The sequence below is a fragment of the Sporosarcina sp. A2 genome (genome assembly GCF_050858885.1).
GTDB lineage: Bacteria > Bacillota > Bacilli > Bacillales_A > Planococcaceae > Sporosarcina.
Genome location: NZ_CP193898.1, coordinates 3,202,376 through 3,218,008 on the forward strand (window position 1 = coordinate 3,202,376; position 15,633 = coordinate 3,218,008).

Here is a 15,633-nt window from a genome sequence, read left to right on the forward strand (position 1 = left end):
CCATTGAGGATTATAAGTTAACGATGGCACTATACATTTGTCGCACAGATATCCAGGAAAAGATTGCAATTTTCTTTATACCTCTCATAAAAGGAGCTTAATAAAATTGTTCGCTTACATTATGACTCGTTAATACATGGGATGAGTTTCATTGAGCTCTAATAAATCCCATAAGTTTCCGTATAAATCTTTGAAAACTGCTACAGTTCCATACGATTCTTCGCTGGGTTCCCGCGCGAACTCTATACCTATTGAGACCATTTCATTGTAATCTCTCCAAAAATCATCTGTCCTTAGAAATAAAAAAACGCGCCCACCAGATTGATTTCCAATGAATTGCTCTTGCTCAGGTGTTGAAGCTTTTGCTAATAGTATCGCGGAACCAGATCCTGAGGGAGATACTACTACCCAGCGCTTATCTTGCTTCGGCTGATACGTATCCTCCACTAGCTTGAATTTGAGCTTCTTCGTATAAAATTCGATAGCCTCATCATAATCTTTAACTACCAAAGCTGTATGTAATATTGACTGTGTCATTAACATTCACTCCTTTAATAGGTTTGTAAATTCTTTCATTTCTTTCAGAAACTATAAGGCGTGTTTCAGTTTTTATTGGTTTTGACCAAAGGTTTCTCGGTGTGTCATGTAGAAATGTTTAATCTGTGTGATGATTTTACCCAATGAACAAACAGGGAGGAGGAACACGGTGATTTATATTGATCCTGATGTGGATTTGCATACGGAAGAATTTGTGCAGGTCATTATTGAGTTTAGCACGAGTCCTGCCCATGTCGCCATATTATCAAATTCCTTTTTGTCATTGGAACAAGCAAAAGAACAAGTCGAACAAAGCCATAGACACTTTCAAAAGGAACTCGAGATATTATTGGGGGAAAAGCATTATCCATACACAATCATGCAACAGTATAAAAATAGTTTAAACGGTGTCGCTTTACAACTTCAAGGAATTGCTGTCCAGCATCTATTGTCCTCCCAAGTGATCAGAGCGATCTTTCCTAATCGTGAAATGCGGATTCCTGAGAACCCGATAATGTAACCCTCCATAATAAGAATCAGCCCATCTGCGTGAAAATTACGTGCAGATGGTTTTTTTATGTCTAAAAATTAATGGATATTGAATAGAATATTTACATTATTAAAATTACCCCAATTTACAAGTCGTAAATTATTGGTACGCTTAACGTAGAACCCTCGAATTATTTACTAGAAAAGGGAGTGGTTGAAAAAAGTTTTGGTGGATAAAATGCACAAAAACTCTGAGATCAGAAAGGAAGAAGATGATGAACAAACGAATGACGAAGCGTTTTACGACAGTGGCTATGTCTACATTTCTAGTTACAGCTTCATTAATAGGGACACATGCACTTCCGATCCAAGCAAAACAGAATACAAATGACGCAAGGGAACTCTTGGACAAACTAACTAAAGAACAGCGTGCGGCGATTCAAGAACTTGATAAAGAAGTCGGATTTACGGTCCATCCAGCCATTAATCAAAAAAGCGAAGCGCCAGTAGAGCTCATTATAGAATTTAAACAAGATCCTGCAAAGGTAGCAGTGGCTAAAAGTCAGCTCCAAGAAAAACGGAGCGCTATCTCATTAAAGGATGCAAAGAACAAAGTGGAGGAGTCCCACAACGAATTTAAGAAAGCGATTAAGAGTTTGGAACTGCAGCCTTACAACAAATTAGGCTCCCATTCTGTTGAAGGGAACAGCGTTGAAATCACACTAGAATATCGTGATGCGTTCAATGGAGTGGCCGTTACGATGCCTGGAACAGCAATAAAGGAAGTGCTGAAGACAGGTTTAGTGAAGAGAGTATGGAAAAACGAAGAATTGAAGGTAGATCTACCGGAAATCAAAGCAGAAACAATCGAGCCCAAAATGATCGATAGCATCCCTCAAATCGGTGTAGATCGATTGCACGCGGATGGGATCACTGGTGAAGGCGTCAAAGTCGGTGTCATTGATACAGGAATCGATTACAATCACCCGGACTTAGCGAATGCTTACAAGGGCTATCAGTCTTCAGAGGGTAAGGATCCAGCTACAATCGATCCGGATAGTGTAAAAGGCTGGGATTTTGTAGAAGATGATGCGGACCCAATGGAAACAACGTATAAAGACTGGTTGAAATCTGGACAGCCTGAATTTGATCCTTATCAAAGTAGTTACTATACATCCCATGGCACACACGTTTCCGGGACGGTCGCTGGACAACAAGAAAACGACGTTGACTATGCCGTTAAAGGTGTTGCACCGGGTATCGAGTTATATGGATATCGTGTCTTAGGACCATATGGAATGGGGGACATGATTGGGGTAATGGGTGGAATCGACAAATCGGTCCGTGATGGAATGGACGTCATCAACCTCTCTCTAGGGACTTCAGTGAACGACCCATTATCCCCTGTGTCGATCGCGGTAAATAATGCGATGCTTTCGGGTGTCGTCAGTGTCGTAGCAGCTGGAAATGCTGGACCGAATGCACAAACAGTGGGAGCACCAGGAACTGCAGCACTCCCAATTTCTGTTGGAGCAAGTGATGTGGCACAAACTTCGCCGACGTATGCTGCAACCACTGAAGAAACATCGTTTAGTGACGTGCGGTTATTGGCAAAAGACTTTACCGATAAGATTGAAGAATTTCAAGGTCAATCGTATCCGTTAGTTTATGTAGGTTTTGGTGGGGAAGATGAATTTGAAGGAAAAGATGTAGCTGGCAAAATTGCATTGATTCAAAGAGGGCAGCGTTCGTTTGGTGAAAAGCTAATGAATGCAAAGTATGCAGGCGCTAAAGCGGTAATCGTTTTCAACGATTCTGAAGGTCAGATTCCCTATTACGTTGGGGAAAGCACTTCATATCTACCTGCTTTCCGTGTATCTAATGAAGATGGTTTGAAATTGGTAGAGTCCGCTAAGAAGAATAGCAGTCTTACATTTGGAGAAATGAGCAACATCAAATCAGAAGGAGATTACTTAGCAGGGTTCAGCTCAAGAGGACCTGTCGCAAGTAGCTATGATATTAAGCCGGATCTTGTTGCACCAGGGGTAGCTATTTTTTCAACATACCCAGCATACGTCAACGATCCCATTGACAATAACTATGAAATTGCTTATGCACGAATCCAAGGAACCTCAATGGCGGCGCCACACGTGGCAGGAGCTGCAGCGCTTATCTTGCAACAACATCCAGAATACACGCCATTTGAAGTCAAGGCGGCGTTGATGAACAGCTCAGTAGACATGAAGGAGGATTATTCGGTCTATGAAGTGGGAGCTGGGCGTATCAATGTGTACGATGCTGTGTATGCAGACACAGCTGTAACTGTAGTGGATCAAATCAGCATGGTCGAGGATGATGAACCGAGTACACTGGAACACGAAACAGGGTCTCTTCGATTCGGTAGTTACTATATCACTGAAGGAGACGCGATTAAGAATACTAAAAAAATTAAACTAGCGAACCGTGCGAACACAGAGAAGTCTTATTCGGTTGAAGTGGACTTCTTACAAGCAAACGATAAACGTCCAGATGCAGCTTCCAATGGAGTGGTGCTCAAAGTTCCAGAGAAGATGACTGTAGCGGGTGGTGACGTGGTGGAATTTGAAGCGGAAATTAGTGCCTCTGAAAAAGCAGCATTCGGAACGTATGAAGGGTATATTCGAATTTCAGATGGTGATGGTGCAACACATCAAATTCCATTTGCACTTCGTCTCTCCAGCAAAGGATTCGCTTCAATGGACTTCGATCGTCCAGCCGTTCCGAACGTCTGGAAGTATCATCCGTTCTTGCTTCCATTCATGGGGTTAAAGTTGAACTTGAAGAGCCCGATGGAAAAGGTAGATCTAGTTATTAAAGACTCTAAAACAAACAAGCCATTAGGAGTAGTTGGGGCATTTTATGACTTGAAGCCGGGCGTGGATTATTTTGCATCCAAAGGTTTCATGGGCAACATTCTTCCATTCACGGGAGATTCCAAGAATCCGATTGGCACTGATTGGGTCCGCTTACCTGAAGGGGATTATCTCTATGAACTAATTGGTACAGATAAAGATGGTGCCGAATACTCAATGGAACAAGTTGTGGTGGTCGATAATACTCCGCCTGAAATGACGTCCCTAAATCACCAACCAGGGATTATTGAAGTTGACGAATCGATGTATACAAACGAATTTGGTCTCAATGCGTTTTGGGTTCATACGAATATCTATGATTCAACGATTGACCTGTTGAACCGAAAAGGATTTAAATATGACCAATCAGGAAACATCGTCACAGTTTATCAAAATAATTCGTTTCCAAGTGCACTTGGGGTAGCGCCAGATGGGGCAATGAGTTTTGGCGTATTGCCGAAGGAAATTGAAGCTGGCCCCGTGGAGATTGACTTAGTACCTGTGGATTTAGCATCCAATGCGGATACAAGAAGTTTTACTAGATATACGGTTATCAAAAAAGGGACGCCATATGCGTTGCAAACATACGACAAAGAGAAGTTGTATCTCGACGATCAATTTACGATGACCCTGAATTTATCACAAGTTGAAAATTTACTGTCAGGGACATTTGGTGTGGAGTATGATCACGAGATTTTTAAGTTTGAAAGTCTGTCATTAAATGATGAATTTAAGAAGTTTGCAGATGAAAATGGTATTGAAGTTCAGTTGGATGAACCAGGTATTGATGAGGAATCTTGGTTTAACATGCTTCACGTTGGCGCAACACTTCAATCTGACGCGGAGTTCAATGGATTTACTGGTGACAGCCCATTCATTGAAGTGACGTTTACAATGATCAGTGATGGGTATTATGAAGGTGCAGGCGCATTAGGTGTTGATACCCTCAAATATAAGAAACACGGTGAAACGGAACTACAAAATTTACCGGTATTTCTTGCGGATCCATTTGAAGTTGTACCAAAGCATTCCATTTTGTCAGGATTCATCACACCTGAAGCCTTTGTTCATGATGACGGGTTTTTATACGTCAAAGATTACGACAAAATGGGTGCAAAAGTATATGCAAAATCTAAAAGTGGAAAAGTCTATCATACAAAAGTAGATGAATACGGGGAATACTTCTTCTACGATATGCCCGTTTCGGAAAAAGAGTATACTGTCTATTTTGAAGTACCTGGACATTTAACCAAACAACGGACAATCCGACCGGGTGTCGAGTACAATGGTGAGTTCGTTGGGGAAGAATTTTGGGTAGATGCTGTGGATGCCCCTGCCGGAGATGTGAACAATGACGGCGTTATAGATATTCACGATGTCATGCGTGTCGTTGCGCAATACGGTAAAAACCATCCGAGTACAGACATTAATCAGGATGGAATTGTAGACGAAACCGATATTCGCTACATTGAAAAGAATTTCTTGAAAGTCGGAGACAACGCCAAAAACAAGAAGCCGCTTGAAAAACTTGGATCAAAAGGCTTGAATGATTTCTTAAAGGCGTTAGGACTTGAACCAATGAAGTGAAAAAGTGGTGCTTTCTATAGTGTGAAAACGGAATTTGTTAAAGCAAACAGGCATCTCCAAATGGGGATGCTTGTTTACTTGGAAAAAATAAAACATCTTTTGAAGAATAGAATTAACTTTACGATCTGAACGAGAAGATTGTAGGGGTGCACCCAATACCACGAACATTGGTATCCCTATCGATTATCATTCAGTTATACAAGGAGAATGGTTTCGAATTCATTGTCTATGACAAGGCCCATCGCTTTGTTCTTAATTTCCGGAATGATTTCAAGCTATACGTGAGTCTGCAAATAAGTAAGAACTCTATTGTTCTGTACTGCTCCTTTCTCCTTATAACTTGAATTTTTCATAATTTGATTTCTCCTCGATAAGGTCTAAAATAGAAAAGTACTTTATTGGAGGAGAAACACTATATGAAAAATTTTATTCAACCTGTTTTTCAACGCTATTGGAATCCTTATGTTGTATTGCTGATTGCAGGGATTCTTAGCGCTTTATACTTTGGCCTGACTTCGACAGTTTGGGCTGTCACTGGTGAATTCACTCGACTTGGGGGGGATATACTGAAACTGTTCGGGGTGGATATTTCCGGCTGGGAATATTATGACATGGTACACCTGAAAGGAACGACTTGGAGCCGTCCGGATGGCTGGATTGTCTGGGGAATGTTTATTGGTGCCTTGATGATGGTGTTATTGAGTAATAATTTCAAAATCCGTCTTCCGCAACAGAAACGCAGATATGTCCAAGGACTTGTCGGTGGAATAATTGCAGGATTTGGAGCACGGTTGGCACTGGGCTGTAACTTGGCTGCATTTTTCACAGGAGTTCCTCAGTTCTCATTTCACTCTTGGATTTTCATTGTCGCAACTGGAGTTGGAACATTCTTTGGAGCGAAGTTGACGAAAATGCGCTGGTGGAAAGGTAAGCCGACGTTAACGAGAGGCGCTGCAAATCCAACTAAAGCAAAAAAACGTGTCATTCAGCCTTATGTGGGAGGCGCGATCGCCATTGTCTACATTGGTTTGATGATCTACTTCTTTGCAACTGGACAAAAACTACTGGGCCTAGGAGCAGTATTCGGCCTTGCATTCGGAATTCTCATCGAACGCGGTCAAATTTGTTTCACCTCCGCTTTCCGGGATCTATTCCTTGTCGGTCGTAGTATCATGGCAAAAGCGATTATCGTGGGAATGGCTGTCAGTTCTATACTAACGGTTATTATTATTTCCGTATATGACTTAACGCCAATCACTCAAATTGCAGCGTTAAGCACATTTGTTGGTGGTGCATTATTTGGTCTCGGTATTGTTATGGCTTCTGGTTGTGAAACCGGCATGATGTATCGACTCATGGAAGGACAAGTCTTGTTCTTGCCTGTATTTGCGGGCAACATCATCGGCGCAACTTTCCTAGCCTATGCATGGGATCATTTAGGCGTTTATGATACATTGGTTAAAAGCGGAACGAAAATTAATCTGTTGGAATCATTTGGTCCGGTCGGTGCTATTCTTGCAACGCTCGCAATGCTCGGTATACTTTATGCATTAACGGTTTATCGAGAAAAACGCTACCATCGCCAGTTGGCAATGAAAAGAGGAGTGAAACAACATGCAAGCTGACAAAGAAGCTGATTTCACACTCGATCTACGTGGGGAGTCTTGTCCTTATCCTGTTATCTATACTCTCGAGGCACTAGAGGGGATGAAAAAAGGTGAATTATTACAAGTCATCACGGATTGTCCAGGTTCTTTCCGAAATGTACCGGAAGAAGCGATCGCCCATGGCTACACGTTTGCAAAAGATCCGATTAAGAATGGTCAGGAATATCTGTTTTACATTTATGCTTGATGTGAAAAATAGAATAACTTAAAAGTAGCAATAAGAAAGAGCTGACATCCAAAGTTTGTGACTTTGGATGTCAGCTCTTTTAATAGAGTAATTAAGTTTCTTCATTTAGTTAGAATCTCTAGCTTTTTGTGTATCCCGAACGTTTTTCTGAACCGTGATGGCTGCAAAGATACTCAAAACAAAAGCCATTCCATAAAAGCCCTTTTCACTTAAGATGATACTTCCAGCATTATAGAGTCCGATCGCCATGAGTGAAATCGCTACAATTAGGGCAAACCAACTGAGTCCATAGTAGATGTTCGTGACAGGGATATCTTCCTCTTTATCTCGTACTGCCTTTTGTAGAGAGACTGCCGCATAGAGGCCAAATATCAAAATGGCAAAGTAGTAACCTTTTTCATTCAACTCCATTGCAGCATTGAACAATCCAAATAGATATGCGCTTACACCGATGACGAGTGCTACCCAGGAAGCTCCTTTAAATGCAGGAGTCGGTTCTCCGTCTTTACGTTCTATTTTTCGTTTAGGTTCATCACGACGTTCGCGCTCAAAGAAGTCATTAGGATCATTCGTCATTGATAGACTCTCCTCCTCTTTTCAACATCATATCCAAATCAGTATCCATCGGCAACCGGTTTTCCACTATTCTGTTATTTATTTTTAGAGAGCAATCGTCTTAGTCAGCGCATAAATTAAAAAGGTGGACCCACAATCCCCATTTAACTACCTGGGTAATCTGAGTCCACCTATTCAGGTGTATATTATTTCGGGTCCATGAACACGGCGCGGATCTTTGGAACATCGTTCTCATCTGTCTCTGTGTAGCTACCGTAAACTTGAACAGTTGTACCTTCAGGGATTTCTGATCGTTCACCTAACCGGATATCGTCAACCCAGAGAACCTCTTCAGAGGAATCCGCAACATCGCTTTTTAATCCGTAGCGGCCTTCTTCAATTGCGAAAATGGTGCCCGTGAAACTGACTTTCTTATTCGAAGGAACTTCTCCCTGAGCAACTTCTTCAAAAGCTACTTCAGTAGAGTCCCCTTTAAGACCTTCTTCTAAAGTAACCTGGTCATTTGATGACTCTGAATTTGTCGATTCCGTAGCTTCAGGTTTTTTATCGGAATCTGAAGACTTCTCAGACTTGTCTGCATCACTGCATCCAGCAAGCATGATACCTGCTAGTAGTAAAATAATCGCTTTTTTCAATAGAATCGCCTCCCTTGTTTATGATAATCAATTCTGCGTAAAAAGAAAACCGTTGAATGGTCGATAACCCTGAAAGTTTTTAAGAAAGAATTTCATAGTAGGGAGAAGGACTCTGAACTGGAGCATCTGCTATTCTTTAATTTGCCAAAACAACTTTGCATTCCTCGGAAGCTTCCCGAATATAAAGCTTGCGAATGGTACGAATCGATGGAAAAACCAGATGATGAGATAACAAAGAATCACTGTAATTGTATATTGTAAAAGTATTGTAATGTGCCAAGACATCGGTGTACCACGTGTTGGCAAGTACTTCATTACTTGTAAAAGTACGAGTGGGTGCATCAAGTAAAAACCGAAGGAGTAGTACGCAATACTGCGCATCCGGTGAACACTTTTTTGACTTGACCACCGTACCAAATACTCTGCAAAGTAGAAGAAGAACAGACTTCCTATCACTTTGAATAAGATTCCGATCATTTTGTAATAGTCGGGGTCAATTGGTAATCGTTCGAAATAGGTGTTTCGATATCGGATGAATACATACGTCAAACCGAGAAGCAGGCCGCTGGTTCTAGCAATAATCATCTTCTTCTTTGTCATCTTTTCGATAATGGCTTCGTAATGGACACCTATCCAGGCGCCAAGCATATACGAGCCAATGAAGTTAAACATAAGAGGGACTGTGACAAAGTCCGTATGCATGGAAAACTGGTAATGAGCATACTCAGCTGCAATTCCGAAAAGCCATAAGTACTTACGGAAAAACGTGAATTTACGGACCATTACCATTAGGAGAGGAAAGACTAAGTAGAATTGTACAACGATAAATATGAAATAGAGTTGGTATTTGCTTTCCCGAACAATATCCTATGAACGATATCAGACAAGATGAGTGGTCGATCTTGGTAATGCCACATTTCAACTTCATAAATTAATGGCCAAACAAGGTAAGGAATGAGAATGTATGTAACACGCTTTTACCAATAGGAAACAAGTAACTCTTTAGTGAAAGGCCGGTCACGATACATGTAGAAGAACACAATTCCCATGATCATAACAAACATGCCGCCCTCAACACGAATGATTTTATTCAGAAAGAAATAGAACGTATTCTGAATAGAAGGCACGGTAAATAGATGTCGTTATTGAGCGGTTGTATGCACTAGCACAACAAATAACATGGCAAAAAGTCGTGCGTAGTAGATGGAAGTGATTTCTTTTTTCATCGAAAGTCACTCCTTAAGTGGCTTTTTGGACAGACCAACTGCCAGTATACAGGGAAAAAATGGAGAATGCAAAGTAACGAAGGCTTTAAAATACGAAGACAGTCATAAGCATCGAGGTTATGCACAGTGGAACGAAATAGGAATAAGAAAAATACAAAAGATAAAAGATGTTCAAACTAGTAGTATGTAGCCAAAGATAAAGATTTTCAAAAAACAAAAAGAATCCATAACGGATTCTTTTTGTTTTTAATTATGGATTTGTAGACCAGAGACCTGCTGACTTCAAGAGGACACGTGGATGTAATTTTAACTGGGCCACCATGACATCTGCTAAATCCTCAGGCTGCATCACTTTTTCAGGATTTCCGTCAGTTAAGTTTTCACCCATTGCCAAGTCAGTTGCAACGGTGCTTGGCGTAAGTGCACTGACACGGATATTATGTTTACGAACTTCAAGCATAAGTGACTCGGTAAGTCCAAGCACTCCAAATTTAGACGTACTATATGCACTAGTGACAGGAGCACCTTTTTGCCCCGCAGTGGAAGCAACATTAATGATATCTCCTGATTGTCTATCAATCATTCCGGGAAGTACAGCTCTTGTCGTATAGTAAACTCCCATTAAGTTAACGTCTATAATATTTTTGAATTCTTCTGGAGACAACTCCATGAATTTGCCGAACTTGCCGATTCCAGCATTATTCACGAGAATATCAATGGATCCAAGTTCAGAGGTAACCTGCTGAACAGCATTAGTAATGGCTTCTTGATCGGACACATCGGCTGAAGCAATTGCGACATTAACACCGTATTGACGTAACTCTTCGGCTACGTTTTCCAAGTTAGCGAGTGTTTTGCCGATGAGCCCAACATGAATTCCTTCTTTTGCAAATGCGATTCCAGTAGCGCGACCAATTCCTCGTCCTGCTCCTGTAATGATAGCATTTTTACCTGATATAAGTTGCATGAAATTACTCCCTTTTAACCTGAATTTCTGATTTATGAAGTATAGCAAAGGATAAGAAACCATACGAAGAATACGTCTTAGTTTTAAAAGCGTCCTTATTATAATGACAAATGGTATGATAAAAGAAACCAATTCGCACAACTCATAAATAATATAAAGAACTATATGGAAAGGATCGTTTTATGTTAGGTACAGGTATTTTTATTGTCTTGAAAATGCTCCTGCCCATACTTCTCCTAGTATTCGCAATCTCTGCAGCGTTAAAAGCATTAAGAGGGTACGAAAACAAGTCAAAAAGAAAGCTGGAGATGGAGAGGAAAAAAACAGCTAAGTTGCAAAAGACTATTGAGAAACAAAATGCGCGTTTAGAAAGACTGGAACAGAAGCAATCTGAAAAGAAGTAGCCTAAAGGGATCTAAAAAAGGGTCCCTTTTTTGCTTGAGTTAGTTTTTACTTGCAGGCTAACTCTTCCTAATAGTAGTTAAATTGTGTCCCGATATCGAGAAACTCTACTGAGTGTCGGAGAAATCCCAAGAAGTGAAGGAGAAACGTTTCTACTTGTAAGAGAAAGCACTCCAAGTGTCGGACATTCACTACAATACCTCGGAGAATGCAAAAGGACCCTTGGCCCCACGGAGAGAGGGCTTATGTGGCACCCCTTTCTTCACTTTAACAATCCAGCATTTTCAAGAAACTCGCGTGCCACATCCTCAGGATTTTCCCCATCAGAATTTACGCGGAAATTCATATCACGCATTTCATCATCTGTTACTTTCCCCGCAAGCTTATTTAATACGTCTTCTAGCTCAGGGTACTTATCGAGCGTTTTCTTCAACATAAGTGGTGCGCCTTGATAGGGCGGAAACAGCTCTTTATCATCTTCGAGTACGGTCATTTCATACTCTTTAAGCTCGCTGTCGGTCGAATAGGCATCCATTAAGTTGATATCACCCGTTTCTATCGCTTGATATCGTAATTTTGGCTCCATCGTTTTTACAGAAGGGAAGTTCAAGTCATACAGCTTTTGAATGCCTTTATAACCATCTTCGCGGTCGTTAAATTCAAGTGTGAATCCTGCTTTAACATTATTTTCGACAGCAGCTAAGTCCGAAATTGTCTTCACACCGGACTGTTCTTCAAACTGCTTGGAAATTGCAAGTGTATACGTATTGTTATAGGACATCGGTGGCAACAATGTCATATCGAATTGCTCTGCAAGCCCATCATGCGCTTGTTCGTAAACTTCCTTTCGATCGTTGCTAACTGCTGGTTCTTTCAAAAACTCAGATAATGCGGTTCCGGTAAATTCCGGGTACATGTCAATACTGCCGGACTTAAGTGCATTGAACACAAACGAGGTTTTTCCAAGTCCCGGTTTTAGTTCAACGGTCAGATCCGTTTCATCTTCAATGAGTAGCTTGTACATATTAACGAGAATTTCAGGTTCAGCCCCTAGCTTCGCACCAAGCACAAATTGATTATTCGAACGTCCGGATAGGAAAGGAATCACGATAACGAGTAGCGCGATAACAAAAAATACAATAAGAGCGGTAGCGGCTCGTTTAAAGGAAAGACCTTCAAATTTCTTAAGCAAAAAGTCGAATGCGAGCGCTAGAAGTGCTGCAGGAATAGCTCCCATTACAATAAGAGAAGGGTTATTGCGGTCGATTCCCAGGAGGATTAAATCTCCAAGACCGCCAGCACCAATCAGAGCGGCAAGCGTAGCCGTTCCAACAATCAATACCATCGATGTCCGTATCCCAGCCATGATGACAGGCATCGCAAGCGGTAGTTCAACTTTAGTTAGTCGTTTCCAATTCGTCATTCCCATTGCCGTGGCGGCTTCTTTTAAAGAAGGATCGACTTCTTTGATCCCTGTATATGTATTGCGCAAAATAGGGAGCAATGCATACGCAACAAGGGCGATAATAGCCGGTACTTTTCCGATTCCTAGAAGTGGAATCAGTAAACCTAATAATGCAAGTGACGGAATGGTTTGTAGCACCGCACTGGCACCAATAACGCTTTCTGCAATTCGTTGCTTATTCGTTAAATAGATGCCAAGTGGAATGGAAATGAGTACAGCAAATACGAGTGCAATTAATGAAATTTGAATGTGCTCTAACAGTGCACCTGCCAATTCCCCTTTGCGATCTTGAAACACATCGAAGAAATGACTCATGCTGTCGCCGTCCTTTCTTTTTCATGTTTCGCTAAAAAGGTAAGAAGCGTTTTCCGAGAGAGAGTACCAACAATCTGATTATCACTTTCAACAGCTACAAGATCCGCTACCAGCAATGCATCGAGAACGACACTCCATCCAGCTTCAATAGAAATTTTAGGGATGTTTAAGTCTTTGGATGTTAAAATAGGCTTCATATGAGCGCGAATGACGAAAGGTTGCGGGCCTTGTGGTCCAATGAACTCTTGTACAAAGGGTGAGGAGGGAGTAGTTAAAATTTCTTCAGGTGTTCCTAATTGCTCAATTTTCCCATCCTTCATAATACAAATTCGATCTCCGAGCTTTAAGGCTTCTTGGATATCGTGCGTTACGAACACAATTGTTTTCTTTATCGTTCGTTGTAAATGTAACAAATCCTCTTGCAACTTCGATCGACTGATCGGATCGAGTGCGCTGAACGGCTCGTCCATTAACACAATATCGGGATCAGCTGCCAGTGCACGGACGACTCCAACGCGTTGTTGCTGACCTCCTGATAATTCACTAGGCATACGCTTCCGATACGTTTCTGGATCGAGACCAGCCATATCTAGTAATTCCGTCACGCGATCATGGATGCGGTCTTTTTTCCATTGTTTCAGTTCAGGAACTATTGAAATATTCTCTTCGATTGTCATATGCGGAAACAGAGCAATCTGTTGGAGAACGTAACCAATTTGCCAGCGTAGTTCGTGAATGGCATAATCACTAATCTTTTTATCATGAATGCGTATCGTGCCTGTCGTTAATGGAATTAAGCGATTAATCATTTTAAGCGTTGTTGTTTTTCCGCATCCGCTTGGGCCTATAAGTACCAAAAATTCACCTTCTTCAATTTCGAAGTCTAATGAATCCACGACATTCGTTTTTCCATCATAAGATTTTGAAACGTCTTCAAACTTTATCATCTACACCGCTCCTCTTTTCCCGAATCCTCACTATGAATATAGTACAGTAAGATACAGTTATACCTATATCCCTAAATGACGAAAAGAAACCTCCGATATACGAGCGTATGATCGTATTTGGAGGTTTAGTGTACATAGTTTATTTTTTTCGTTCTAACGGATAAAGATTTGTGAAGTAATCCGTCGTTACATCTCGCACTTTTCCACTTAAGAATAGTACTGCGATGACGTTCGGTACTACGACAATTGCTAATAGTAAATCGAGGAATTCCCAAACGAATTGTAGACCGCCAAGTGCTCCAACGAGAATCGCGATGATGTAAACGACACGCATCACTTTTGAAAAGCCAGTTCCGAATAAGAACTCGGCTTGTTTCTCACCATAATAGATGATTACGACGACGGTCGTAATGACGAATAAGAAGAGGACAATGGATATAATGATGCCTCCAATTGTTGCACCAAACACAGTACTGTACGCTTCTGTCACCATAGATGATGCATTCTCAGCATCGATGACTTTCCAAACGCCTGTCGTTAATACAACCATTGCTGTCATTGTACACACGATGAGTGTATCGACAATGACTTCGAAAACGCCCCAAAAACCTTGCTTAGCAGGATGATTATTTACAGCAGCAGCATGCGCAATCGGAGCAGTACCGATCCCTGCTTCGTTAGAGTAAAGTCCCCGGGCTAATCCCCATCGAATTGCTGCCGCAACACCTGCACCCGCAAATCCACCAGCAGCAGATAACGGTTGGAATGCATACTTGAAAATGAGTCCAAATGCAGCGGGAACCTCTGTAATGTTAAAAGCGATTACAATGAGTGCGCTGACTATGTATACGACAACCATTGATGGAATAAGCCGCTCTGTCACACGGCCAATTGCTTTGATACCACCGAAAGAAACTAGCGCCACTAGAAGTGCTACGAGAAGTCCAGTTAGGATAGGTGACAACCCGAACGAGCTTTCAATTGTAGTGGCGATTGAATTCGACTGGACCATTGTGCTCGCAATGATCTCAATCATTAGTGCAAAGGCAAAGACATACGCAACTTTCTTCCAGCCTAACCCTTTTTTAATATAATACATAGGTCCGCCGACATAATCCCCAGCTGCGTTCTTTTCCCGATAGGTTATTCCTAAGACGACTTCAGAATACTTTGTTCCAATTCCGATTAACGCAACTAGCCACATCCAAAAAATAGCACCTGGGCCACCAAGTGCAATTGCTACTGGAACTCCTACAATATTCGCAGCCCCCATAGTGGAAGCAAGAGCAGAAGTCGTTGCTTGGAATGGCGTTAATGTTCCATCTCCAGAGCCTTTAGATAACATCTTTCCAAAGGTTTGCCTAAGAATATGTGGCATATACCTAAATTGGAAGAATCCGAGTCTGATTGTTAGAAAAAGCCCTCCTCCAATCAGGAGTATGATAATCGGTGCACCCCATAAAAAGTTTGAAATTACTTCTACCCACTTTGTAAACGCATTCAACTGAGTCATCCCCTTTATGTATTTAAAATCGTGCATGGAAGATCAAACTTGCACCTCCTGAAAAAAGTGAATTCTGATTTACTCACTAATCTAACTACAATATTAGTAAAACAATAAAAAGGTTGTCAAATATTTAAATATAACAGAAAATACTGTTATTTTTGATTTTAATTAGAAAACACTTGATTAGAAGTGTTATTCTAATCAAGTGTAAAGTAGGATGAATTTGTCTATTCTC

Annotated in this window: 12 protein-coding genes; 4 read left to right on the top strand and 8 right to left on the bottom strand. The window is 41.2% G+C overall.

Annotated elements, in window-relative coordinates; all coding sequences use genetic code 11:
* Nucleotides 1-129: 129 nt before the first annotated feature.
* Nucleotides 130-537 carry a VOC family protein gene (locus ACRPI0_RS16305; protein WP_432353807.1) on the bottom strand — a complete coding sequence of 136 codons (408 nt, stop codon included), beginning with the start codon at nt 535-537 and terminating at the stop codon, nt 130-132.
* A 169-nt stretch (nt 538-706) separates the two neighbouring features.
* Between ACRPI0_RS16305 and ACRPI0_RS16310 the strand changes: the two genes are divergently transcribed.
* The 4 genes from ACRPI0_RS16310 to yedF all read left to right on the top strand — a co-directional run bounded on the left by ACRPI0_RS16310 (nt 707) and on the right by yedF (nt 7,358).
* Complete coding sequence (locus ACRPI0_RS16310) at nt 707-1,057, top strand: protease inhibitor I9 family protein (RefSeq protein WP_432353808.1); 351 nt, start codon at nt 707-709, stop codon at nt 1,055-1,057.
* Between the two features lie 241 nt (nt 1,058-1,298).
* Nucleotides 1,299-5,504, top strand: a complete 4,206-nt coding sequence (locus ACRPI0_RS16315) for a S8 family serine peptidase (RefSeq protein WP_432353809.1) — start codon at nt 1,299-1,301, stop codon at nt 5,502-5,504.
* A 416-nt stretch (nt 5,505-5,920) separates the two neighbouring features.
* Nucleotides 5,921-7,129, top strand: a complete 1,209-nt coding sequence (gene yedE, locus ACRPI0_RS16320; protein WP_432353810.1) for a selenium metabolism membrane protein YedE/FdhT — start codon at nt 5,921-5,923, stop codon at nt 7,127-7,129.
* Nucleotides 7,119-7,358 carry a sulfurtransferase-like selenium metabolism protein YedF gene (gene yedF, locus ACRPI0_RS16325; protein WP_432353812.1) on the top strand — a complete coding sequence of 80 codons (240 nt, stop codon included), beginning with the start codon at nt 7,119-7,121 and terminating at the stop codon, nt 7,356-7,358. The genes yedE and yedF overlap by 11 nt, the downstream gene beginning before the upstream one ends.
* A gap of 105 nt (nt 7,359-7,463) precedes the next feature.
* Here the strand turns inward: yedF and yiaA are convergent, their stop codons facing one another.
* The 7 genes from yiaA to ACRPI0_RS16360 form a co-directional block, all read right to left on the bottom strand.
* Complete coding sequence (gene yiaA / locus ACRPI0_RS16330) at nt 7,464-7,934, bottom strand: inner membrane protein YiaA (RefSeq protein WP_432353814.1); 471 nt, start codon at nt 7,932-7,934, stop codon at nt 7,464-7,466.
* A 185-nt stretch (nt 7,935-8,119) separates the two neighbouring features.
* Complete coding sequence (locus ACRPI0_RS16335; RefSeq protein WP_432353815.1) at nt 8,120-8,569, bottom strand: hypothetical protein; 450 nt, start codon at nt 8,567-8,569, stop codon at nt 8,120-8,122.
* 129 nt (nt 8,570-8,698) lie between these two features.
* Entirely contained in the window at nt 8,699-9,358 is a 660-nt protein-coding gene (locus ACRPI0_RS16340; RefSeq protein ID WP_432353817.1) for an acyltransferase family protein, read from the bottom strand.
* Between the two features lie 687 nt (nt 9,359-10,045).
* Nucleotides 10,046-10,762 (bottom strand): 3-ketoacyl-ACP reductase, encoded by a 717-nt coding sequence (locus tag ACRPI0_RS16345; RefSeq protein WP_432353819.1) that lies wholly within the window; start codon nt 10,760-10,762, stop codon nt 10,046-10,048.
* A 664-nt stretch (nt 10,763-11,426) separates the two neighbouring features.
* Nucleotides 11,427-12,944: an osmoprotectant update ABC transporter permease/substrate-binding subunit OpuFB gene (opuFB, locus tag ACRPI0_RS16350; RefSeq protein WP_432353821.1), complete on the bottom strand. Its 1,518-nt coding sequence runs from the start codon at nt 12,942-12,944 to the stop codon at nt 11,427-11,429.
* Nucleotides 12,941-13,891 carry an ABC transporter ATP-binding protein gene (locus tag ACRPI0_RS16355; protein WP_432353823.1) on the bottom strand — a complete coding sequence of 317 codons (951 nt, stop codon included), beginning with the start codon at nt 13,889-13,891 and terminating at the stop codon, nt 12,941-12,943. Before ACRPI0_RS16355 ends, opuFB begins: the two co-directional genes overlap by 4 nt.
* A gap of 139 nt (nt 13,892-14,030) precedes the next feature.
* Nucleotides 14,031-15,395 (bottom strand): alanine/glycine:cation symporter family protein, encoded by a 1,365-nt coding sequence (locus tag ACRPI0_RS16360; RefSeq protein WP_432355995.1) that lies wholly within the window; start codon nt 15,393-15,395, stop codon nt 14,031-14,033.
* Nucleotides 15,396-15,633: the final 238 nt, after the last annotated feature.

Coding starts and splice junctions, on each gene's coding strand:
- ACRPI0_RS16305 (WP_432353807.1), bottom strand. CDS start 537: ATGACACAGTCAATATTACATACAGCTTTGGTAGTTAAAGATTATGAT.
- ACRPI0_RS16315 (WP_432353809.1), top strand. CDS start 1,299: ATGATGAACAAACGAATGACGAAGCGTTTTACGACAGTGGCTATGTCT.
- yedE (WP_432353810.1), top strand. CDS start 5,921: ATGAAAAATTTTATTCAACCTGTTTTTCAACGCTATTGGAATCCTTAT.
- yedF (WP_432353812.1), top strand. CDS start 7,119: ATGCAAGCTGACAAAGAAGCTGATTTCACACTCGATCTACGTGGGGAG.
- yiaA (WP_432353814.1), bottom strand. CDS start 7,934: ATGACGAATGATCCTAATGACTTCTTTGAGCGCGAACGTCGTGATGAA.
- ACRPI0_RS16340 (WP_432353817.1), bottom strand. CDS start 9,358: ATGGTAATGGTCCGTAAATTCACGTTTTTCCGTAAGTACTTATGGCTT.
- ACRPI0_RS16345 (WP_432353819.1), bottom strand. CDS start 10,762: ATGCAACTTATATCAGGTAAAAATGCTATCATTACAGGAGCAGGACGA.
- opuFB (WP_432353821.1), bottom strand. CDS start 12,944: ATGAGTCATTTCTTCGATGTGTTTCAAGATCGCAAAGGGGAATTGGCA.
- ACRPI0_RS16355 (WP_432353823.1), bottom strand. CDS start 13,891: ATGATAAAGTTTGAAGACGTTTCAAAATCTTATGATGGAAAAACGAAT.